Origin of the sequence: Pontimicrobium sp. SW4 (assembly GCF_039954625.1) — a bacterium.
Taxonomy (GTDB): domain Bacteria; phylum Bacteroidota; class Bacteroidia; order Flavobacteriales; family Flavobacteriaceae; genus Pontimicrobium.
Map to the genome: position 1 here is coordinate 402,410 of NZ_CP157199.1, position 22,233 is coordinate 424,642.

At 31.2% G+C, this 22,233-nt stretch carries 17 protein-coding genes; 7 read left to right on the top strand and 10 right to left on the bottom strand.

The window, feature by feature from the left end:
- Positions 1 to 108 precede the first annotated feature (108 nt).
- Both ABGB03_RS01910 and ABGB03_RS01915 read left to right on the top strand, forming a co-directional pair.
- Positions 109 to 2,103 (top strand): M1 family metallopeptidase, encoded by a 1,995-nt coding sequence (locus ABGB03_RS01910; protein ID WP_347924381.1) that lies wholly within the window; start codon positions 109 to 111, stop codon positions 2,101 to 2,103.
- Positions 2,104 to 2,127: 24 nt separating this feature from the next.
- Complete coding sequence (locus ABGB03_RS01915; RefSeq protein ID WP_347924383.1) at positions 2,128 to 4,920, top strand: M14 family zinc carboxypeptidase; 2,793 nt, start codon at positions 2,128 to 2,130, stop codon at positions 4,918 to 4,920.
- 49 nt (positions 4,921 to 4,969) lie between these two features.
- Here ABGB03_RS01915 and ABGB03_RS01920 read toward each other — a convergent pair whose 3' ends face one another.
- The 3 genes from ABGB03_RS01920 to ABGB03_RS01930 form a co-directional block, all read right to left on the bottom strand.
- Positions 4,970 to 5,500 (bottom strand): pyridoxamine 5'-phosphate oxidase family protein, encoded by a 531-nt coding sequence (locus ABGB03_RS01920; protein WP_347924385.1) that lies wholly within the window; start codon positions 5,498 to 5,500, stop codon positions 4,970 to 4,972.
- Positions 5,493 to 6,956 (bottom strand): serine hydrolase domain-containing protein, encoded by a 1,464-nt coding sequence (locus ABGB03_RS01925; protein ID WP_347924387.1) that lies wholly within the window; start codon positions 6,954 to 6,956, stop codon positions 5,493 to 5,495. The genes ABGB03_RS01920 and ABGB03_RS01925 overlap by 8 nt, the downstream gene beginning before the upstream one ends.
- A 93-nt stretch (positions 6,957 to 7,049) precedes the next feature.
- Complete coding sequence (locus tag ABGB03_RS01930) at positions 7,050 to 7,460, bottom strand: nuclear transport factor 2 family protein (protein ID WP_347924389.1); 411 nt, start codon at positions 7,458 to 7,460, stop codon at positions 7,050 to 7,052.
- Positions 7,461 to 7,846: 386 nt separating this feature from the next.
- Between ABGB03_RS01930 and ABGB03_RS01935 the strand changes: the two genes are divergently transcribed.
- Positions 7,847 to 8,410, top strand: a complete 564-nt coding sequence (locus tag ABGB03_RS01935; protein WP_347924391.1) for a hypothetical protein — start codon at positions 7,847 to 7,849, stop codon at positions 8,408 to 8,410.
- A 132-nt stretch (positions 8,411 to 8,542) separates the two neighbouring features.
- On the opposite strand, the gene lysS is transcribed toward ABGB03_RS01935, so the two are convergent.
- Positions 8,543 to 10,237 carry a lysine--tRNA ligase gene (gene lysS / locus ABGB03_RS01940; protein ID WP_347924393.1) on the bottom strand — a complete coding sequence of 565 codons (1,695 nt, stop codon included), beginning with the start codon at positions 10,235 to 10,237 and terminating at the stop codon, positions 8,543 to 8,545.
- Positions 10,238 to 10,380: 143 nt separating this feature from the next.
- On the opposite strand from lysS, the gene ABGB03_RS01945 reads away from it, so the two are divergent.
- Together ABGB03_RS01945 and lipB are read left to right on the top strand one after the other, a co-directional pair.
- The gene (locus ABGB03_RS01945) at positions 10,381 to 10,539 is read left to right on the top strand and encodes a YqaE/Pmp3 family membrane protein (RefSeq protein WP_136844972.1); all 159 of its coding nucleotides are present in this window, start codon (positions 10,381 to 10,383) and stop codon (positions 10,537 to 10,539) included.
- A gap of 112 nt (positions 10,540 to 10,651) precedes the next feature.
- Complete coding sequence (lipB, locus tag ABGB03_RS01950) at positions 10,652 to 11,356, top strand: lipoyl(octanoyl) transferase LipB (RefSeq protein ID WP_347924395.1); 705 nt, start codon at positions 10,652 to 10,654, stop codon at positions 11,354 to 11,356.
- Between the two features lie 56 nt (positions 11,357 to 11,412).
- On the opposite strand, the gene ABGB03_RS01955 is transcribed toward lipB, so the two are convergent.
- A complete protein-coding gene (locus ABGB03_RS01955) occupies positions 11,413 to 11,907 on the bottom strand; it encodes a hypothetical protein (RefSeq protein WP_347924397.1) in 495 nt (164 codons plus the stop codon).
- 329 nt (positions 11,908 to 12,236) lie between these two features.
- Between ABGB03_RS01955 and ABGB03_RS01960 the strand changes: the two genes are divergently transcribed.
- Entirely contained in the window at positions 12,237 to 12,734 is a 498-nt protein-coding gene (locus tag ABGB03_RS01960) for a hypothetical protein (RefSeq protein ID WP_347924398.1), read from the top strand.
- A 139-nt stretch (positions 12,735 to 12,873) separates the two neighbouring features.
- Here ABGB03_RS01960 and ABGB03_RS01965 read toward each other — a convergent pair whose 3' ends face one another.
- From ABGB03_RS01965 to ABGB03_RS01985, 5 genes are all read right to left on the bottom strand, one after another.
- Complete coding sequence (locus ABGB03_RS01965; protein WP_347924400.1) at positions 12,874 to 13,806, bottom strand: hypothetical protein; 933 nt, start codon at positions 13,804 to 13,806, stop codon at positions 12,874 to 12,876.
- 157 nt (positions 13,807 to 13,963) lie between these two features.
- On the bottom strand, positions 13,964 to 15,013 hold the full coding sequence (locus tag ABGB03_RS01970; RefSeq protein WP_347924402.1) for a nucleoid-associated protein: 1,050 nt from the start codon (positions 15,011 to 15,013) through the stop codon (positions 13,964 to 13,966).
- 125 nt (positions 15,014 to 15,138) lie between these two features.
- Complete coding sequence (locus tag ABGB03_RS01975; RefSeq protein ID WP_347924404.1) at positions 15,139 to 16,695, bottom strand: OmpA family protein; 1,557 nt, start codon at positions 16,693 to 16,695, stop codon at positions 15,139 to 15,141.
- Between the two features lie 145 nt (positions 16,696 to 16,840).
- Entirely contained in the window at positions 16,841 to 19,204 is a 2,364-nt protein-coding gene (locus ABGB03_RS01980; RefSeq protein WP_347924406.1) for a ribonuclease HII, read from the bottom strand.
- Positions 19,205 to 19,241: 37 nt separating this feature from the next.
- Positions 19,242 to 19,841 carry a ribonuclease HII gene (locus ABGB03_RS01985; RefSeq protein ID WP_347924408.1) on the bottom strand — a complete coding sequence of 200 codons (600 nt, stop codon included), beginning with the start codon at positions 19,839 to 19,841 and terminating at the stop codon, positions 19,242 to 19,244.
- Between the two features lie 142 nt (positions 19,842 to 19,983).
- Between ABGB03_RS01985 and ABGB03_RS01990 the strand changes: the two genes are divergently transcribed.
- Entirely contained in the window at positions 19,984 to 21,951 is a 1,968-nt protein-coding gene (locus ABGB03_RS01990; RefSeq protein WP_347924410.1) for a putative porin, read from the top strand.
- Positions 21,952 to 22,233 lie beyond the last annotated feature (282 nt).

Here is a 22,233-nt window from a genome sequence, read left to right on the forward strand (position 1 = left end):
AATAAGGACCTTGAAGCCAGTAATGTTAATTACTGGCTTTTTTTTTAATATTTATATAATATGTTGTAATTATGCTTATTAAGTTATTAAAATTTAAATCCAACCGCAATGATTACAAAAAAAAAGCACATTATTTTAATGTTAGTTTTGATGCAGTTTTCACTAATGTCTGCACAAATTAATGATGGAACTTCAAAAAAGAGAGCCATTAGGCAACAAGTTCCATTAACCAATTCTATAACAAAAGCATTTAACGAAGGTACTCGAAATTTTACAGGTAAACCAGGTAACAACTACTGGCAGCTAGAGACCGATTACAATATTAATGTAAGCTTAAATCCAAGAACACAAGTGCTTTCTGGTTCAGAAACTATTTTAGTACATAATAATAGTAATACAGAGTTAACACAAATTGTATTAAGGCTTGATCATAATATTTTTAGAGCAGATGTACCTAGAGGTTCATCAGTTCCAGCAGAAACTACTGAAGGAATGGTAATAACCAAGCTTAAGGTAAATGGAAATGAAGTAGATTTATATGCTAGACCACAACCAAGACGAAGAGGAGAAAAAGTAATACCTCGATTATCAGTATCTGGCTTACAGCAAACAGTAGCAACAATTACTTTAGAAAAGCCAATACAGTCTAAAAGTAAGGCAGAAGTATATATTGAATGGAACACAAAATTACCAGGAGGAGAAAATGGAAGAGGTCATAGGATGACTCAACGTTGGCAAGATAGATTGTTTCAACCAACACAATGGTTCCCGCGTTTGGCTAAGTTTGATGATTTAAGAGGCTGGCAAAGAGATGTCTATTTAGGGCCTGCCGAATTTTTCAATAATTTTGGAACTTTTAATGTAAAGATAGATGTTCCAGCTGGCTGGATAGTTAGTGGAACAGGAATCTTGCAAAATCCAGAAGAAGTTTTAACATCTACTGCAAGAGAGCGTTTGTCTAAAGTATTAAATTCCAATGATGAAATTACTATAGTTGGAGAAGAGGAGAGAGGTGCTGGAAAAGCTACTGCAGAGGGCGAAAGCTTAATTTGGCATTTTAAAGCTGATAAGGTAAACGATTTTGCGTGGGCTACATCAAATGATTTTATTTGGAAAGCGAGTAGAGCTACAATTCCAACAAAGGGACCAATACCAATACATATGGTGTATTTGCCAGAACGTGCTAATCGATTTGTTGAAGCGATAGAACGTACACGCCATGCATTAGAATTTTATTCAGATTTGTGGGCACCTTATCCATTTCCTCAATTGACAATTCAAGATGGTCCAAGTGCTGGAATGGAATATCCAATGGTTATTAATTCAAATCAAGGAGCAGCAGATCATGAAACGGCTCATCAATGGTGGCCTATGATGTTAGGGACAAATGAAGCTAGATATGGATGGATGGATGAAGGATTTAATTCGTATATGAATATTTTGTCTGGAGCGCATAGACGAGGCGAACTTGCTAATTTGGATGGTTTAGGACAAAGTTATGGATTTCAAAGTGGAAATGAAGATGAAGCAACTATGATGTGGAGCGCTAATTATGCTGGTAATGGTTATGGCTACCAAACCTATAGAAAAGCACCTTTAATGCTGTCTATGCTTGGTGGTATTGTTGGAGATGAAGCTGTTCAAAAAGCAATGAGTAATTATACTAAAGCTTGGGCTTTTAAGCATCCTTCTCCATGGGATTATATATACTTTATGAATAATGAATTAGGACAGGATTTAGGATGGTTTTGGTACTATTGGTTATGGACTACAGAGTCTGTAAATGCCTCTATACAAGATGTAAAAACTAATGGAAATGAAACTGTGGTAACAATACACCAAGCTGGAGAAATGCCATCACCAGTAGTACTTAAAGTTGAGTTTGCAGACGGAGAGCTGCCAATTAATGCAATATCTAATGCTAAAATGGTAGACGAGAACACAGCTATTGTTACATGGCCTGTAGATGTTTGGTTTAATAGAGATAGAGTTTTTGAAGCGAAAATGAATTTTGGATCTCGAAAAATCAAGAAAATAACTTTTGATCCAAACAGAAGATTTCCTGATAAGGATTCTAAGGATAATGTTTGGCCAAGAGAGTAAATTATAACTAATTAGCTAACCAATATGAAAAATCCAACCAACCTTAAAAAGGTTATGGTACTATTATTATGCACTATAGCCTTTACTCAAGTATTTGCGCAAAATATTGATAAAGCGTATGCAGATTTAATAAAAAAACACACTACTGATGAGCGTTTTTTACCAAGATCAATGCAAACTTTTCCAGCATCATCAATACTACCTTCACCATTAGAACATTTCGGGACTATTATAGGTGCTCCAGGTGTGATGCATCATACAAAAGATATTTATAATTATTATAAAATTTTAGCCTCTAAATCCGATAGGATGGAAATGGTAACTATTACTAATTCGGAAGAAGGAAGACCAATTCACTTGCTTATTATTTCAAGTCCTGAAAACTTAAAAAACCTTGAAACTTATAAGCAAAACCTAAATAAGTTAGCTGACCCTAGAACAATAAAGGAGAATGAAGTAGAAAGTTTAGTTTTAAAAACTAAACCTATGTATTACCTTAATGGAGGGCTTCATTCTACTGAAATGGGATCACCAGAAATGCTAATGGAATTGGTCTTTAGGTTACTTGCTGAAGAAAGTAGTGAAATGGATAATATTAGAGACAATGTTATTACCTTAATTAATCCTGTATCTGAACCTGACGGAAGAGATAAACAAGTAGATTGGTATTATCGCTATACAAAATCTAAAAAAGAGTTTGATGATGGTATGCGTGGTTCTTCACCATATTGGGGTAAATATGTGTTTCATGACAATAACAGAGATGGTCTACAAGTTTCACAAGCACTAACAAAAGCAATTTTTGATGTGTTTTATGAGTATCATCCAGTTGGAATGTTAGACCTGCACGAATCGGTAGCGTTATTATATATTTCAACAGGAACAGGCCCTTATAATACCTACATAGATCCAATTACTATTGGTGAATGGCAGGTAATGGGAAATCATGATTTAACACAAGTAACGGCAGAAGGGCTGCCAGGTGTTTTTACTTGGGCATTTTACAATGGTTGGTGGCCAGGATATGGTATTTGGGTTGCTAACAACCACAATGCCACGGGACGTTTTTACGAAACTTTTGGAAATGGAGGAGGAAATACTTTTATGAGAGATCTTTCTAATACAAGATATGCTGGCGATCCTGTGCATTCAAGACAATGGTATCGTCCTGTACCACCAACTGAGAAAGTGTTATGGTCTTCAAGAAATAATATTAATTATATGCAGTCTGGTGTTGTGGCTTCATTAAGTTATGCTGCTAATAACGGAAATCAGTTGCTTAAAAATTTCTACCAAAAAGGTGTAAATAATATTAATAAATGGAAACATGGAGGGAAATATGCTTATGTAATCAGCAAAGACCAGCGTGATCCTAATATGACTGCCTATTTGGTAAACCAGTTAAGAGTGCAAGGGATTGATGTACATCTTAGAAATAAGGGAGATAACAAAGGAGAATATGTAGTGCTTCTTAATCAACCATATAGTGGCTTCGCAGATGCGCTACTATCAAAGCAAAATTATCCAAAAACCGCAAAGCATAATCCTTATGATGATATTGCTTGGACTTATGGGTTAATGTATGGTGTAGATGTGAAGACTGTTGCTAAGGCTGATGGTTTTTCAACTAGCAATTTAGAATTGCTTACAGAGGATGTTTCTGTTAAAGGTTCAGATTCTGGAAGTGGATCTAACTTAATTATTAATTATAAAGCTCAAAACGAGGTGCTACCATTACTTTATAAAGTAGCATCATCTAGTAAAGAGGCGAAAATAAATATTACTACTAAGCCAATAACGGTAAAGAAGAAACCTTTAGGAAGCGGAAGTATTATAATTTCGGGAGCAGATAAGAATACGGTAAATCTTATAAAAGATATGGGGTTAGATGTTGTAAAGGCTTCATCAGTTTCTAATGAATCAACAAAAACAATAAAATTACCGCGTATAGCTATTTATCATACGTGGTATAATACTCAAGCTGAAGGTTGGGCTAGATTTACTTTCGAAAATAGAAGTATTCCATATACCTCAATAGATAAGGACGATTTAAAGAATGGGAATTTAAATAATCGTTTCGATGTTGTTTTAATTCCACATACCTCAGGAAATGTTGAAACTATGATTCATGGTATTGATACAAAATGGGGACCAATGCCTTATACAAAAACAGACGAATTTCCACACCATGGTTATCCAGATGCTACAGATGATATGACTGGAGGTCCAGGTTTTGATGGGATGGATAATCTAAAAAAATTCGTAGAGAATGGAGGCACATTAATAACACTTGCTAATGCAACTAGAATGGCAGCAGAAACTGGTATTACTAGAGAATTAACGCCTTTAAGCACAGGCAATTTATACCATCCAGGGTCTTTAGTAACTACTAAAGTTAGAAATAAAGGACATCACATTATGAATGGTTATCCAGAAATCACACATGTTTTTAGAGGTAATTTACAAATGTATCAAGTAGGGAAATATCAAAGAGACCATATGGTAATGCAATATGGAACTAGTCAATTAAAAGATGAAAAAGTATATGAAGGAGAAATTATGGGAATGGTAGACTATAAGCCAGATTCAATAGCTGTTGCAAAATCAAAAGAAAAGTCAAAACATAAATATGTGCTTTCGGGAATGGTTAAAAATGAAGATAAAATTGTAGGTCAAGGAGCCATTTTTGATATACCTGTTGGAAAAGGGCACGTAGTTGCATTTACGTTTAATCCACTACATAGATATTTAAATCATCATGATGCACCAATGCTTTGGAATGCTATTATTAATTGGGATGTTAAGCCAAAAGAATAAACCTTATTATATTAAAAAAGCCAACACATTGTGTTGGCTTTTTTTATTTTTAATTCTCACTAAAAGTTACAATTGGTGGTAACCATGTTTTTTCATCTCCAAGAATACCACGAGTTTCGCTAATAACTTCTAGCCACTCCGGTTTAACTTTAATGAGCATATAATCATCTGGGTAATTTGGGTAGAAACTTTTCCATTTCACCTTCCAATGTTTTTCTTTTTCAGCGTTATCATTAACTATGCTCGCAATACCATGTATCATAACATAACCTGTATCATCACTATCTAAATAGTATAAAGTTACTTTAGGGTTTTCTCTAATCTGATTAACTTTTCTGGAGTTGCTATTCGTCCCAAACCAAACAGTTAATTCTTCTTCGGGAGGAAATGGATCCATAGTTCTTACTCTAGGTCTTCCTTTATCATCTAAAGTAACAAGAGCACAAGTTTTGGCAGATTGCATAATTTCTTTTGCAACACTAATTAACGTTGCGTCATTGTTTGGAGAATTTTCTTTTTGCTGAGCACATCCATAAATTGAAAAGAATATAGCAAAGACAATCGTTATTTTTTTATTCATTTATTTTGTTGAAATTATACTGTCCATTCCATAAGAAGCTAATATTTCCAGAATCGTCGGTTTTAACCTCAATACGATCACCTTTATCAAGGTCAATAAATTTCGTTTCTTCTTGAGGAGTAAATAAGTTTTCATCATTATTATTTGGGTCTATTACATGTATTTTACCATCTCGTATGGTAACATCAATATTATAATCTCCTATATCTGGTACTTGAAAATCTAACTGATACTTTCCTGCAAATTTTTCAAGTTCATCTTGAGGTATTTTAATTACTGCAACTTCTCTAGTATTATGTGTTCCCCAATTATAGTATTTAGAAATAGAACGAAGTACTTCGCCAATAAGTCTACCGCCATTATCAGCACTCGTCATTACAATAACACCATTCCCACTTTTAGCAAAAGCCATCATATCGTTTGTAAATCCTGCATTTTTACCTCCATGTCCAAAAATTAATGAATCGTTATCCCAACGAAGTGATGGACCTAAACCCCAATCATTCATATCCTTTGTCAACATTTTAGTCACCATATCTTTTGAAAGAACTCCATCAGAATCGTTTACATATATGTTATGAATCTCAATGAGGTATTTCGCTAGATCCGAAGGTGTTGTCCATAATCCAGCAGCAGCTTGTTCAGGATAATTATGCCAAAGCCCTTCAATAATTTCCCCATCACCATAATATGCAGCACTTACGTTACTATTCATGCTTTCTTCTAATGGCTGACTATAAGTACTATTAGTCATATCCATTTGCGGTAATATATTTTTAGACATATAATCTTCTAAAGATAATCCACTAACATCTTCAACTATTTTTTCCATAATTGTATAACCACCACCAGAGTATCTCCAAAGACTCCCTGGAATAGTATCTAATAGTATTGCTGCTGTATTTCCTTTTCCATTTAGTACGGTATTAATACTTGGGAATGAATCTTTTTGGGTATAACCAGGGAAACCATGAACAGTCATTCCAGCAGTATGAGTTAACAAACGCCTAAGCGTTACTTTTTCAGTTTCAGTAAATTTAGAGTCTGGGATTTTCCAACTTTTAAGATACGTGCTTACATCTTCATCCAAATCTAGCTTGCCTTCATCTACAAGTTTTAAAGCTGCCAGGGCGGCAACAGGTTTACTAATAGAGCCAGCTTGAAATAACGTATTTATATCCACTTTTTTATTAGTATTCGTGTTTGCAATACCATATCCTTTAGCCCATTGTAGTTTGCCATCAATAATAACAGCAATACTAGCTCCTGGAACATTATGAACTTTCATGCGTTCTTCTATATTAAAAGTTGCAGGAGCTTCACCTTCTACTTGTATACTTTTTAATAAACCATTTTCTATAGCAACTATATGGTCTTCACTATTTTCTTGTTGTTCTTTTTTACAAGAACCAAGTAAAACTAATAGAGTAAATAATGAAGAAATTTTGCGTAACATAATTATTGTTTTAGTGATTGATGTTTAAAAATACAAAAAAAGGAATCATTTACATGACTCCTTTTTTAGATTAAAAATGCTGTTTATTTGTAATTAAAAATTCTCTCGATAGGAAATTTTACTTACTATTTTCCAACCATCTTTTGTTTTTAGCATATTCATATAATCTGTATATTGATAAGTTTCATATTTAGTAGAAAGTTTCACATTAGCAGCTAACCCTGTAACATCTATATAAAAAATCTTATCTTCAAAAGTTCTAGTTTTTGTATTTGTGAAATAAGTAAAAAACTTTTGAATAGGAGTCACATTATACTCATTATCCTTAATGTATTTTAGTGTTGCATCAGGATGAAAAGCCTTTTTTAATAAATCAGGATTGTCACTTCTCGAACCTTCAAAATAATTATTTATGGTTAGTCTTATGGCGCTTTCATCATTCATTTCTTGAGCGACTATTGTATTAACAGAAAGTAGTATTAGGAGAAGAGATAAGGTTTTCATTGTGATTCAATTTTTTATGATTAATAAACTTAAAGTAAATGTATTTTATGTCTATGTATTATTAAAAATATGGAAGCTAATGTTTTGTTAAAGTACTTAATGGGATTAGGACTGTAGTATATCTGATTAGAATTGATAAAAAGGGCTTACTTAATTTCGATTACGTTTTAAGATCGCTAAGATTTATACTTTTTTTTAGCTCTATAATTAAATATTATGATGCCTATCTAATCTTTTTTTTGAATTGTATTTGTACTTAAAGTTTCTCTATATGTGTGAGTTAAGTGTTAAAGTTTGTTAATTAACTATTATGTAATGCATAGTACTGTAACAAATTTAATTTATTGTCGTCTATTAGGTATCAATCAAGTTTAAAAACAGAAATAATGAAAACAACTGAACCAAAAAAAAACCACATAAAAAGTTTTAATAAATACCTATTAACTTTTTTACTTAGTGTATTATTTATATTAAATATATCTGCTAAGATTAATATAGAAGGTGACACAATAAATGATAATTTGAGCACTGAAAAGCACAAATTAGAAAAAGAGCTTTTTACTAATACAGAAGATTCAAATACAGAAGATCTAGAAATCTATGAGATTGAAATTATTGAATTAGAAGAGGAAGTAGAATTGGGCTTTGATACTTCAATGTATCTACCAAAGAACTTCAATGCTTTAAAAGGAAAAAACGATTTAGATTGGAATGCAATCGAACTTGTTGAGTTAGAAGAAGATGTTGAATTAGGCTTTGATACTGCAAAGTATTTACCAGAGAACTTCAATGCTTTAAAAGGGAAAAACGATTTAGATTGGAATACTATCGAATTAATAGAAATAGAAGAAGAAATAGAAATTAATTTTGATACTAAGGACTATTTACCTTGCGGTTTCGATCCTTATAAAGGCATGATAAAAAACACTGTTGACGTTGTAGTTAACTAGTAAAATCTATTTGAAAAAGAATCCTTAAAACCAGTAATTATATAATTACTGGTTTTTTGTTTTTAAAATATATTGAAGTTTCTTAACTAATGGAATATTAGTAATGCAAAAACAAGTTTATGTTAGCCATTATTATTCTATCACTTCGACAATTAAAGCATCATCAGTTTTAGTTACTTTGGTAAGACCATGTTTAGCCAACCCTTTAATTCCTTTATCCCAACCTTTATTACTTAAACCAGATTGTATTTTAAGATCGCTGAGGTTCATGCTTTTTTGAGTTTTTAAAATCTCGAAAATTGCTTTTTCGTTATCACTCATTTCAATAGCTTTCTTCTCTGGTTTCATTTGAGGGAAGAACAATACTTCTTGTATCGATGGATTATTAGTCATAAACATGGTCAATCTATCTATTCCAATCCCAATACCAGATGTTGGAGGCATTCCGTATTCTAAAGCACGTAAAAAGTCGTGATCTATAAACATTGCTTCGTCATCTCCTTTTTCAGATAATTTTAATTGGTCTTCAAAACGTTCGCGTTGTTCGATTGGATCGTTTAACTCAGAATAGGCATTCGCCAATTCTTTTCCATTTACCATCAATTCAAAGCGCTCGGTTAACCCTTCTTTTGAACGATGTTTTTTGGTTAGCGGACTCATTTCGGTTGGATAATCAATAATAAATGTTGGTTGTATGTAGTGTGGTTCACAGGTTTCACCAAAAATTTCATCAATCATTTTACCTATTCCAAAAGTTTCATCTGTTTCAATTTCTAATGCTTTACAAGCTTCACGGATTTCATCTTCCGATTTTTGGTATAAATCAAACCCAGTATGTTCTTTAATTGCGTCTAAAATTCCAATACGCTTGTAAGGTGCTTTATAATCAATAGTTTTTCCATCAAACTCAACTTGAGTAGTACCATGTAATTTTATGGCAATCTTTTCAAGTAATTCTTCAGTGGTATCCATCATCCAGTTGTAATCTTTGTATGCGGCATACATTTCCATAACTGTAAATTCTGGATTGTGTGTTCTATCCATACCTTCATTTCTGAAGTCTTTTGCAAACTCATACACACCATCAAAACCACCAACAATCAATCGTTTTAAATACAATTCGTTTGCAATTCGTAAATACAAAGGAATATTTAATGCATTATGATGCGTCGTAAACGGTCTTGCTGCAGCACCTCCAGGAATTGGTTGTAAAATTGGTGTTTCTACTTCCAGAAATCCCATATCGTTATAAAACTCACGAATGGTATTTGTTATTTGTGTACGTTTTACAAATGTATCTTTTACTTTTGGATTTACAACCAAATCGGCATAACGCTGTCTGTAACGCATTTCTGGGTCGTTAAACTCATCAAACGTATTTCCTTCAGCATCAGTTTTTGGTAAAGGCAATGGTTTTAAAGATTTGCTTAAAACAATAAAGTTTTTTACCATGACTGTTTTTTCACCAACTTGCGTCGTAAATAATTCGCCTTCTATACCAATAAAATCACCTATATCTAGTAATTTTTTGTAAACGTCATTATACAATGTTTTGTCTTCTCCAGGACAAATCTCGTCGCGATTAAAATATACTTGTATGCGACCTTCGCTATCTTGAAGCTCAGCAAACGATGCTTTCCCTTGTATACGTCTAGACATTAATCTGCCAGCAATAACAACCTGTTTACCTTCAGCAAAATCTTGTTTTATCTGTTTAGACGTATGGTCTACAGGATACAAATTTGCTGGATAAGGATCGATACCTAAAGCTCTTAAATTTTTAAGCTTTTCGCGTCGTACTAATTCTTGTTCTGATAATTGCGACATGGTTGTTATTTGTGTGATAAAATTTAAAACGCACAAAGATAATTACTATTTATTAAAACTTAACACTAAGCATATATAATTGTAACAAATGCACGTTATTAACGTCAGATAGGTAATCATCAATCATTAAAAAAATCAATCTTATGAGTATTTGGAGAGTCTTACTTTCTATTTTTTGCCCACCTTTAGCTGTCTTAGATAAAGGTTGTGGTTCTATTTTCATTGTCTTTTTATTGTGGCTTTGTGGCTGGGTTCCAGGTGTTATTGCTGCCTTGGTTATTTTAAATAATCCAGAGAGGTAATTTGCAGCAGATAATTTTTAGTATTCTCGATACATTTTTCTTCCATTATATTTCAGAAAAACACTCGAACTGACATAAAGGTTAATTTTAAAAAGTCGTAATTTTGCCCTCTATGAATAAGAAAATTAAGCTTCAGGATTTAGGTGCTAAAGACTACAAGGAAACTTGGGATTACCAAGAGGCCTTGTTTAAAGGAATAGTTGATACTAAAATAAAGAATAGAAGGGAAGATGCTAATCTAGACACTGACAATTATTTTTTATTTGTAGAACATCCGCACGTATATACTTTAGGTAAAAGTGGAGATATGAGTAACTTGCTAGTTGATGAAACTCAACTTGCTGAAAAAGGAGCTACTTTTTATAAAGTGAATCGTGGCGGCGATATTACTTATCATGGTCCTGGACAAATAGTTGGATACCCTATTTTAGATTTAGAAAACTTCTTTACAGATATTCATAAGTACCTACGCTTGCTAGAAGAAATGATTATTCTAACACTTGCTGAATATGATTTAAAGGCAGAGCGTAGTCCTGGAGAAACAGGAGTTTGGTTGGATGTAGGTACCCCTTTTGCACGTAAGATATGTGCTATGGGCGTTCGTGCAAGTCGCTGGGTAACGATGCATGGTTTTGCACTTAACGTAAATGCTAATTTAGGCTATTTTGATTTGATGATTCCTTGTGGAATTCGTGGTAAAGCTGTAACATCGCTTAATGTAGAGCTTGGTAAAAAACATGTAGACGAAGCCGAGGTAAAGGCAAAATTACTTAAGCATTTTAAAGTGCTTTTTGAGGTAGAATTTATTAAAGAATAAACACTCGTTTGTTTTAAATAAAGTTTACAGAAATTTTAAGTTTTATTTTTTTAAACTTAATAATTTGCAAAATGGGTATGAGCAATTTTTGTAGCCCCATTTTCATCTTTAATAAGAACAAAAGTTACAGGACCCTTAGAAATACTGTCTTTAGGTAGAGATCTATCTCCAAAATACCAAATTCCTCCAACCATAGCACTTCCATTATATATTCTGGTTTCTAAGTCTTCCAGCCATAATGCTTTTTCAGGTTTTTTGCCTCCTTCGGTAAAGCCAAAGCCTATATGATGAGGTTTAAGCTCTTTATACCCTTTCATTAACCCTTCCTTTTCAGAAGAAAAGTAAGTTAGCTCATCGGATTCTAAGAAAATTTCATCAAGCATATTTACATCATATGTCTCCCATAACTTTAGCCATTTGTCAATTATTGGACTAACTTCATTTTCTGTCAATTTTACTTCTTGAACAGGAAGTTCATTTTTAGTGGTAGTGTTGCATGCGATAAACAATAATAAAACTAAGACAAGTGTTGTAATATTTTTAGCTTTCATAAATTAAAATAATTTTGGTTAATGGGTTGATCAATATTTAATGAAACTTTTCTAAAATTAGTTCTTTTTTTATACAAATAAAAACAAAATATAACTTGTAGAAGTTTAATTATAAATAGATTAGGAGCTAAAGAGTTTTGTAGTGACTTATGTAAAAACATTCTTTGATTATGAAATAGGTTGTTGTTTGACTTTACGTTCTAAATCATTTAGTATATTTGGTAAAGCAGTAATCTCATTAAAATTTGGTAAAGTAAAGTTGACGAAACTGAGTTAAAAAAGCATAAACCCTTCCTATATTGAAAAACACAATACTTTACCTGCTAAACATGTTTCTATTATTTATAGTTGGGTATAATATTTTACCAGATTTTTCACTTAATAAAAACGACTTCGAAGTTGTTACTGGGTTGGTCTCTTCTGTTAAGAAAGAAACCTATGAAGAGCGAAGACCTAAAGACTATCTCTTTAAGAATATTATTAGAGAGCGATTAATAATTACTATTGCAGATCGCAAATACCATGAATATTATATTTCTGATATATATAAGGATTATTGGAATGAGCTTTTAAAGTCTAATTTATACGGTAAAGAAATTGTACTCTATTTAGGAGAAGATAAGCAAGAAGAAGACCCTTTTAGAATTGAAGTTGATGGCAAAGTTATTTTTGATATAGATGTTAGATTTAAAAGGAATTTAATGATTATTGGGTTTACGTTACTATTGTCTATATATAATCTATCCCGCTATTTTAAAGTTGGAACCAACTCTTTACAAATTATAAAAAAACGATTTGTTGGAATTAGACATTATTTTTTGGAATAAATCTTAAACTGAGAGTTGTTTTTGAAGGTTTGTTTAACGGTTTAGAGTTATGATTTGTGCTACAATAAAACCGAAGATTTTTGGGTGTAGTATATCGTTTGTTGGATGTTTGTGGGTTTAAATTTAGCATAAATTACACCTATTGTTGGCAAAAGTTTTTATAGTATCTACTTAAACAATCTATTGTGAATTGTTGTAATTGCGAATTTTCAATATTTAAGAATTTTGTTTTAGTTATTCCATCGTGAACTAATCTAGATCTTAAGTCATATGCTTTACTAAAAAAGACAACTGGATTGAAACCATTATATTCAATACTTGAATTTAAAAACAATTCTTGAACTGTTGCTTTTCCGCTTTTATTTATTGACTTTTTCTTTGCAAACTCTATTGAATTTAAAATTGAATCTTTTTCAGTCTTGTTCAAAGATAAGTTCTTGATTTCTTTTTCTGCATTGTCTAAAATATGTATTGCTCGTTCATCTATCTCTTTCTGAATAATTATACATTCAATGGCTGACATTAATAGAATAAATCTAGCAGAATTGTTAACTCTGGATAGGTAAGATATTGAATTGTAGAGTTCTATAGCTCTTAAGAGTTTTTCATCAACTAAACTATATTCTTTAATTTTAGTATTAATCGAATTTTCAAAAAATGATGAATTAATTCCAACTGTCAGTGCTCCACTAGCACTAATAAATTTGGTTTCGCAATCGACAAGCTTTATTCCAACGAAATTACTTTCTCTTTTTATTCCAATTTTGTTAAGGGTTTCTTTAAAAGTATTTGAAATTCCTCCAGAAGCAAGGTTTGGATTTATTAAGATTCCACTTTGAACATCAATACTTGATAAATAAAGAGAATTCTTAATATTCTCGATTGTAGAATCTTGAATTTTAGTATTTAATGGCTTAGACTTTAAAGTATATAATTTATAAATTCCATTTTCAGTTATGTTTACATTAAAATCCACATCTTGTTCTGGCAGTTTTAATGAAATTACTTTTTCTCCACAAAATTCAAGTGGTTTATTTATTGGTAAAATAAATTTTATTTGAATACATTTCATGATTTTGCCAATGTGATGATATACCACGTTTTAATACTTCGACAAACTCAGTAACAATTTTATATCAGCTATTACTAAAGCTAGTTCAGTACTAGTAAACGAAGCTAGATATTTTTTCTACTGACTGTAAATGTCAGCATCGCAATAACATATTTAATTAACCTTCTTCATTAAAATACACTTTGTAAAAGTGCATTTTTTTCTCATCGTCGTAGCCACGTTCTAGATATTCGGCTGAGGCATCTGGAGCATCCACATCTAATTTTATTTGGATGTTCGTATCTAGTTTTATTTCAGTTTTTATCTTCTGTTTTTGTTTTTTTAGCACGACTTCCGACACATCAAACTGATTTCTAATGAGTACATTATAATCACTTTCGTAGGTTTTTTTATAATCTTCAAACAGTTGTATTTGGTCTTCTTCTTCAAAAACGTCCTCTTTAAAAGTTTCAATATTTATAACTTCATTTTCTTTAAAGAAATCAACTGTTTTTGCTAAAAAATAACTCTGCTCTTGCATGCCGAATTGTGGTTGCATCACTTCTTTGGAGAACTCTCTACACATTTCAATATAATTTTTTGTGTGTTGGTTAGAGTCATCAGGGTACTTAATATTTAAGAAGCTTTTAATCCAATATTGCGTATCGTAATTGTTATGGTCTACACTCAATACAATATTGCCTTCACCGTCAGTTGCATTTAAAATTAAACAACCTTTATCTACTTTTTTTGTTTGAATCCCTTTTTGTACATATAAATCGTAGCTATTATTTTCTAAATGTGTTTGAAAAAAGTGTGATTTGTTTTCAACTTTAAAAATGCCAATGGCATCTGTGAGATAGTCTTCATATTGAATATCATGGAACATACAAACAATAACATCTCCAGTTTTTATTTGAGCAGAGTTTGATTGCTCGAACAAATGCATAACAATGTGTTTTGAAATATCCACAAAATCAGTATCATCATTTAATAACTGAGTTGCATAACTGTTAATTTCATTAAGATTGATGTTGGAGTGATGATTAAACCTATAGCTTTCAACAACGCTACTAAAAGGACGTAGCAAGTAAGGGAGTATTAAATCGTAGCTAGCTTCATCAAAATCTATAGGTTGCTCCGAAAAAGCATTTTTGGTGTCATTAAATTTGTTACCAACTTTATGTAATATACATTTAGAAATGGAAGCTTTTGTACGTTTTATCATGAATTTTTTGGTGATTATTTATCTAATTGCAATACTACTAAATTGCAAGAGATTTCCATAAAAAAATGCCAAGGTATTTCTACCCTGGCACCTCATAATAGACTCGGCTTTCGATTTGGTTATCGTTAATGTTTTACAAATTCTACACGTCTATTCTGTGCTTTCCCATCGGCAGTATTGTTATCACCAACAGGTTCACTTTCTCCTTTACCTTCACTTGTAAGTCGGTTACTAGAAATTTTATAAATATTTATGAGTGCATTTCTTACTGCTTCGGCTCGATCTTTAGATAGTTTTAAGTTAACTTCATCACCACCATCTGCATCAGTATGTCCAATAATATTTAATTTTATACTTGCGTCTTGCATTAATACTTGCGAAATTTGACGTATGATACCGAGTGACTGTGGTTGAATATTGGCAGAACCAGAATCGAATAGAATACCATTAGTAGATATCTTACCTTCAGATAACAATTTCCTCCGTAAATCAACTCCTCCTTCAGCAACTTTTAAATTGCGGATAAATACGCGTTCTTCTCCGTCTGCAAAGTTATTAATATGGAATTTGATATGATTAAGCACATTTAATTCCTGAATAAAGCGAGGAATATCAATATATTTAACTTGGTTTATCCAAAGTCTGTATCGGTTTTTAGTAACAGAAATAGCTATATGCGGTTGGTTTAAAACTTCATCTCTTATATCTGCTCTAATATCTGTATTTATATCGCCTCCGGTTCTGTTAAAATAATTATTTGCACGAAGAGAAAAAGCACCATATTGCCCAAGTGGAATGTATACTTCGGCATAATGTTCGGTACCATTATCAAATTTATTATTATCACTTAATATTATATGAAACCTAGCTGTAGAAGAAGTTTGTTTTCCTAATCCTTTCGATAGAAGATCAAATTCTATTGTGTAATCTTCAGGAAGTTCATTAACATTAGGAATAAAATACACTCCATAACCAGACTTTAATTCAAACCAATTTTCGTTAGAATTAACTCTAACGACTTCACCAGAAGCATTGGTATTCCATTTACTTGGAAAATCACCTACAAAATCTTGAGAGAAATCATCAAAGAACAGTTGTTTATCTCCAGGAACAAAATCATATTTACTATAGATTTCTAGTTTGTCTGAAATGTTTTCAGGTTCAGCTTCTTCTTGTTCCTCCGCTGATTCATTACTTGATGAGTTCGAATTTGAGTCTTCACTTGATTCAGTTTCTTCTTCAGAATCGGTTTCTTGTTCTTCACGTTCACGTTGTCCAAGAAGTAATTCTTTAGCAGTTTTAACACTATAATTTAATGCTTTTTTTGCTCTATTAACCTGTAGTGTAGCTTTAGCTTGTTTAAGTACACTAATGCCTTTTATATCTGAAACAATGTCTGGAGCTGTTTCTAAAATGACATCTAATTCAGAGAGTGCGTCTTCTAACACATCAATATCGTCATCTTCTAAAGGGGTTCCTGCTGTAGCATAACCATCATACATATAAACTTTATCATATAGATCGAAAGACTCTTGAACAAATCTATCAATACTCGTAACTCCCACATGACTTTTTGGTCGTTTAATTTCTTTAGTTTGAGCATCAATAGTTGACAAAAAAAACAGTAAAAAAAGCAAAGATGCTGTAATTTTTGACAACGAAATAAATGCAATTAATCTCATGAATAATAATGTTTATTATTAACATATTCTCGATTAATGTATGGAAGACTTGGGTAAATAATTAGCCTATAAACAACTAATTATAGCTATTGATAAGAGAGTAATTCAAAAGTAGAATTAAATGATTAACTATCAAAAGAATATATTAATTTTTTTGATAAACTATTATCGAATTATTTTCGCCTTTGGTAACGATCTCTAAATTACTATCGCCATCTATATTTGCAAGATCAATTAAAGAAGTTCCATATACTGGAAAATTTACAATTGGGTTTGATTGACTGTCAAACAAGTAAACTTTTTGAGCTTGTAAATCGGTAAGTGTGACGTAAATTTTATCGTTGATGTAAAATATGATTGGAGCTGTATAATTGCCAAAATCTAATTCTTGTGTGCGTTGCCTAATGGTTAATTTATTCTCATCAACCGAAGCTAATGTTTTACTTGTAGTTGTAATATAATGATTGTTACTTAGGTTTAGCGATTGCTTACTAACATTGCCTTTTAAGTTCACTTGTACTAAATCGCCATTTGACGTTGTCGTAGTAAACACATTGTTATAGTTGTAAATAGCATTACCAGAAAAATTGATGTTCTCGTTAACTGCTACTCTAGATTGACCACGACGGTTCAATATTTTTAAACTATTTCCAACTGCAAAAACAATATAATCTCTATTATTTATTCTAAAGTGTTTTGGTTGGGTTATAATATCGTTGGAGTTGTTTTTGTACTCAAACCCATTAACACGTTTTCCATTTTTATCATACATAATAAGAATGTTATTTTGAACTACAACAAAACGATAATTCTTGTTATTGTCATAATCAAAAACACTTAGAGGTTGAGTAATTACATTATTAAATTTTAATGGAAAGGGACTGACATCTTTTCCATTCCTATCCAAAATATAAACACGATTTGAAGTGGCAAATACTAGTTGCAAGCGTCCATTTTTATAAAGATCTACTTGCTCTATTTTACCAAGAATAGTACCTTGTAATTGTTTTTTCCAAAGCACTTTTCCTTTATTAGAAATTAAATATAAGTTGTTGTTTATGTCTTGTACAACAATATCTTTTTGTTTAGTACGATGGTTAATTACAAACTGCGGATTGGTTAAAATATCGGAATCAAGCGATACATTAAATTCTTCAGATATTGTATGTTGTTGTCTTCTAGATTTATTCTTTTTTATAGCACTATTAATATGAACAAAACCATCATCTTGCACTATTTGAAAGCCTGAAAATTTATGATTGCTTAAGTTGAGGCTCTTCGCTGTTTCATTAAAAGTACTATCTATAATTGATTCTAATTTTTCTGAATTTACAATTATTAAAAGTGAAGCTTCATCACTTAAAGATAGTTTTAAGTTTGAATAATTTGCATCTTTACTATAGGTGCTACCATTTTGAAAGCTTGTAATAATGCTTTTAAGCAAGTCTTCATCATTAGAAAATACAAAATAGTCATCAATGTTAATATATTTTGAAGCGTCCTTAAATGAAGCAATAGGTGTAAAGATGTTTTCAAAATAGCTTGGACTATTAAAAGAAAAAATGTCAATATTTCTAAAGCTTCCTATAGTGTTTTCTTTACTGTTTAAAATGTCATTCGTACTAAAAGCATCTATAGATTTAAGAACTAAAACGCTTTTGTCTTCAAAATAGATTAGCCCAGCTTCGGTTAAAGTTTCTAAAACCTCAAAATGTTGTGTACTGTCTATAGTTTGCTGTTTGTAGCTTGCTAAGTTTTTATGAAGTGTTTGAAAGTCGTTATAAGTAAAACTTAAAAAACCATCACTATTTGAGGGTGTAATGTTTTGAATGGTGTTTTCTTGCGGAATTGTATTTTTAAAGAGGTCAGTAAATTTCTTTACAGAGTCATTATTAATACTCATACCATTAAGGACCACTTGGTCTGGAGTAATTTCAGCATCAAAAGCTATGCTGTTTGAAAAACTATCATTTGAAGTGCTAAAAACACCCTTTCCGAAGCTGTTTACGCTCTTGTTGTCAAGCAATATAGAGAAAGATTTGTTCTCACTTAAAGCGTTGCTAAAAGTATTGAAGTTTGTGTTTTCTTGAACATTTAAATTAGAAACAAGTCTATTCGAATTTGAGGCTACAAAAATGCTATCTATTATGGTGTTATATAATTTAAGTGAATCACCTTTTTGTAACAAACTATCATGATATTTAGTGATAAATGTATAGTATAAAGAGTCTCCAGAATTATTAAAACATACCAATAATTCATTATTTGTATTGAAATTTTCAAGAACTTCTAAAGAAGAGTTGAGGATTTTGTGAAATTCAGTCGATGAAATCTCTTTTAAAAAAGCACTGTTTTTAAGGTCACTTTTAAATGTTTCTAGTGTGTTTATTTTTAGTACAACTGAAGTAGAATCTGGAATAAGCTGAGTAATGTTGGTCTTGTTTCCTTTAGAATTATTGCAGCTAAAGTATATTGAGAGAATAATAAGAGAAACAAAAAACTTTTTCATCAGGACTAATTAATGCAATTTTATGCAAAGGTATAACTTAAAATTCAAAAGTTAATTGTTCTGGTAAGAGCTTGAAAGATTTTCGATGGTATTTTGTAATACCATATTTTTTAATGGCTTCGCGATGCTCAATAGTTGGATAACCTTTGTTTTGTTTCCAGTTGTACATTGGGAATTCTTCATGAATTTTTAGCATGTAAGCATCACGATACGTTTTTGCTAAAACTGAAGCAGCAGCAATGTTTAAATATTTACCATCACCTTTAATAATGGTTTTATATGGAATATTTTTAAAGGGCTTAAATCGGTTACCATCTACAGCAATAAATTCGGTTGTGGTTGATAGTTTTTTAATAGATTTATGCATCGCCAAAATAGATGCATTTAATATATTTATGTTATCTATTTCCTTTTCAAAAACATGAGCAACTCCAAAATTAATAGCGGAGGTTTCAATAATTGATTTTAATAGATCTCTTTTTTTATGCGATAGTTGCTTGGAATCGTTTAATATCGAATTCTCAAAATCTAAGGGTAATATAACTGCAGCAGCAGTAACTGGGCCAGCAAGACAACCACGACCAGCCTCGTCTGTGCCACATTCAAATTCAAATTTTGAATATTTTAGTTCAAGCATTTTAATAAATCAGTGTTAAAACCGTTAGGGTTTTTAGTAATTTTCTTTCTTGCATAAAAAAAGTGATTACATTTGATAATTGCTATTTTTGCACGAAGTTTTTACATTACAAAACTTGTATTTACAAGATTATAAAATATTTATGAATCGTATTGTTTTATTATTATTTTCTTTTTTTATGGTTGGAGTTTTAACTGCTCAGGTTAAACCACCAATAAAACAAGCTGAGGGAGCAGGTAGATTTAGTATTCAAGAAAATGATTCGTTAAGTAGAGATAATTCAAAAAGGATTCGTAAAAATGAAAATGCGACAATAGATCTTTATAAAATTATTTCTAAAGAACATGATACTACTTTTGTAGATACAACATTAACTATATATAAGGAGTATAAATTCAACTACTTACGAAGAGATAATTTTACTGTATTACCTTTTTCAAATATTGGACAAACCTATAATACTTTAAGTTACGATTTCGAAAACAATTCTTTAATACCAGTTTTTGGAGCTCGTGCAAGGCATTTTAATTTTATAGAAGTCGAGGATGTTAACTATTATTATGTGCCAACGCCTTTAACAGAATTAATGTTTAAAACAGCTTTCGAACAAGGGCAATTATTAGATGCTTTCTTTACTGTAAATACAACACCACAATTTAACTTTTCAATAGCTTATAAGGGACTTAGGTCATTAGGAAAGTATCAGCACGTTTTAACAAGTACTGGGAATTTTAGATTTACCACAAATTATAAAACTAAAAACGGCAGATATAATGTTAGAGCACATTCAGTAATACAAGATTTAATGAATGAAGAAAATGGAGGGATTTTAGATAAAGACCTCAAGGAGTTTGAGTCAGGAAATCCTAGATTTATAGATCGTTCTGTTTTTGATCCAGCTTTCGAAGATGCTGAAAGTGTTTTAAAAGGAAAAAGATTTCACTTAGATCATTATTATAATCTTATTCAGCAAAAAGACTCATCAAGCCAAAATACATTAAGCCTTGGAAATCTAGTGTCTTATGAAAGTAAGTATTATCAATATGAACAAACATCTCCTTACACCGATTATTTTGGCGATTCTTTCCCAAGCTCCAATTTAAATGACAAAACCACCTTAGAGAATGTATATGTTGAAGCGAACACAAGATATAGAAGCAATACGCTAGGAGAGTTAAAGTTCAATTTAGGATACAGTCAATATAATTATGGTTATAACACTTTAGTGTCTATAAATGGTAATGATATTACTAATCGTTTAAAAGGGAATGTGGTTTCCGTTGGAGGAGGCTATAAAAATACCATTAGAAAACTTCAAATTCAAGGAGATTTTGGATTGAATCTTTCAGGAGACTTTGATGGGAATTTTTTAAATGGAAGAGCAGGGTATAGTATTAATGAGGATTCTAAAGTTAGTGCTACAATTAATATAAGTTCCAAAGCACCCAATTATAACTATCTATTATATCAAAGTGACTATATAAATTATAATTGGCAAAACTCGTTTGATAATATACAAACTAAACAATTAGGGTTTGATATAAGTTCAAGCAAACTAATTAATCTTAACTTAGATTATACAACAATTAATAATTATACCTATTTTAATAAAACTGATACTGAACCATCACTTTTAAAACCAAACCAATATAGTGGTACAGTTAATTATTTTAGAGCAAGATTAGAAAAAGAGCTGAAGTTTGGAAAATTTGCCCTTAATAATACATTGCTTTACCAAACAGTTGTAGATGGAGCAGACGTTTTAAATGTTCCAGATATTATTACTAGGAATACTTTTTATTATACTAATCATTTTTTCGAAAAAGCATTATTCCTTCAAACTGGAATAACCTTCAATTACTTCTCCAAATATAATATGAATGGATACGATCCTGTTCTAGCTGAGTTTTATATTCAAAATGAAAAACAACTAGGAGGATATCCCAGATTAGACTTCTTTATAAACGCTAAAGTAAAACAAACACGTATCTTTTTTAAGTTAGAACACTTCAATGCTCCGTTTACAGGTTACAATTATTATTCCACACCTAATGCTATTCACCGAGATTTAGGGATACGATTTGGTTTGGTATGGAATTTTTTCATGTGATAATATATTGGTTTATAGTGTTTAGGGTTTTTGAGTAATAAAAAGTTAAAAAATAGTTTAAAAAACATTTGGTAGGATTGTATAAGGTTGTATGTTTGCAGCCGCAAAAAACGGTAATTTTTTTTGTGGTGTTCATATAAGTAAAGTTGATTTGGATTAAGTTAGAAAAAATAATTTAAAAAAAAATCAAAAAGCATTGTAGGAATAAAAAAAGGGTTTTATATTTGCACCCGCTTAAGGAGGAAAGACTTTAAGTAAAGAAGAAAAAAGTTCATTAAACAT

What these genes read in the sequence shown, in the direction of transcription:
- ABGB03_RS01910 (WP_347924381.1), top strand. Translation starts at nt 109, where the DNA reads ATGATTACAAAAAAAAAGCACATTATTTTAATGTTAGTTTTGATGCAG.
- ABGB03_RS01915 (WP_347924383.1), top strand. Translation starts at nt 2,128, where the DNA reads ATGAAAAATCCAACCAACCTTAAAAAGGTTATGGTACTATTATTATGC.
- ABGB03_RS01920 (WP_347924385.1), bottom strand. Translation starts at nt 5,500, where the DNA reads ATGAATAAAAAAATAACGATTGTCTTTGCTATATTCTTTTCAATTTAT.
- ABGB03_RS01925 (WP_347924387.1), bottom strand. Translation starts at nt 6,956, where the DNA reads ATGTTACGCAAAATTTCTTCATTATTTACTCTATTAGTTTTACTTGGT.
- ABGB03_RS01930 (WP_347924389.1), bottom strand. Translation starts at nt 7,460, where the DNA reads ATGAAAACCTTATCTCTTCTCCTAATACTACTTTCTGTTAATACAATA.
- ABGB03_RS01935 (WP_347924391.1), top strand. Translation starts at nt 7,847, where the DNA reads ATGAAAACAACTGAACCAAAAAAAAACCACATAAAAAGTTTTAATAAA.
- lysS (WP_347924393.1), bottom strand. Translation starts at nt 10,237, where the DNA reads ATGTCGCAATTATCAGAACAAGAATTAGTACGACGCGAAAAGCTTAAA.
- ABGB03_RS01945 (WP_136844972.1), top strand. Translation starts at nt 10,381, where the DNA reads ATGAGTATTTGGAGAGTCTTACTTTCTATTTTTTGCCCACCTTTAGCT.
- lipB (WP_347924395.1), top strand. Translation starts at nt 10,652, where the DNA reads ATGAATAAGAAAATTAAGCTTCAGGATTTAGGTGCTAAAGACTACAAG.
- ABGB03_RS01955 (WP_347924397.1), bottom strand. Translation starts at nt 11,907, where the DNA reads ATGAAAGCTAAAAATATTACAACACTTGTCTTAGTTTTATTATTGTTT.
- ABGB03_RS01960 (WP_347924398.1), top strand. Translation starts at nt 12,237, where the DNA reads ATGTTTCTATTATTTATAGTTGGGTATAATATTTTACCAGATTTTTCA.
- ABGB03_RS01965 (WP_347924400.1), bottom strand. Translation starts at nt 13,806, where the DNA reads ATGAAATGTATTCAAATAAAATTTATTTTACCAATAAATAAACCACTT.
- ABGB03_RS01970 (WP_347924402.1), bottom strand. Translation starts at nt 15,013, where the DNA reads ATGATAAAACGTACAAAAGCTTCCATTTCTAAATGTATATTACATAAA.
- ABGB03_RS01975 (WP_347924404.1), bottom strand. Translation starts at nt 16,695, where the DNA reads ATGAGATTAATTGCATTTATTTCGTTGTCAAAAATTACAGCATCTTTG.
- ABGB03_RS01980 (WP_347924406.1), bottom strand. Translation starts at nt 19,204, where the DNA reads ATGAAAAAGTTTTTTGTTTCTCTTATTATTCTCTCAATATACTTTAGC.
- ABGB03_RS01985 (WP_347924408.1), bottom strand. Translation starts at nt 19,841, where the DNA reads ATGCTTGAACTAAAATATTCAAAATTTGAATTTGAATGTGGCACAGAC.
- ABGB03_RS01990 (WP_347924410.1), top strand. Translation starts at nt 19,984, where the DNA reads ATGAATCGTATTGTTTTATTATTATTTTCTTTTTTTATGGTTGGAGTT.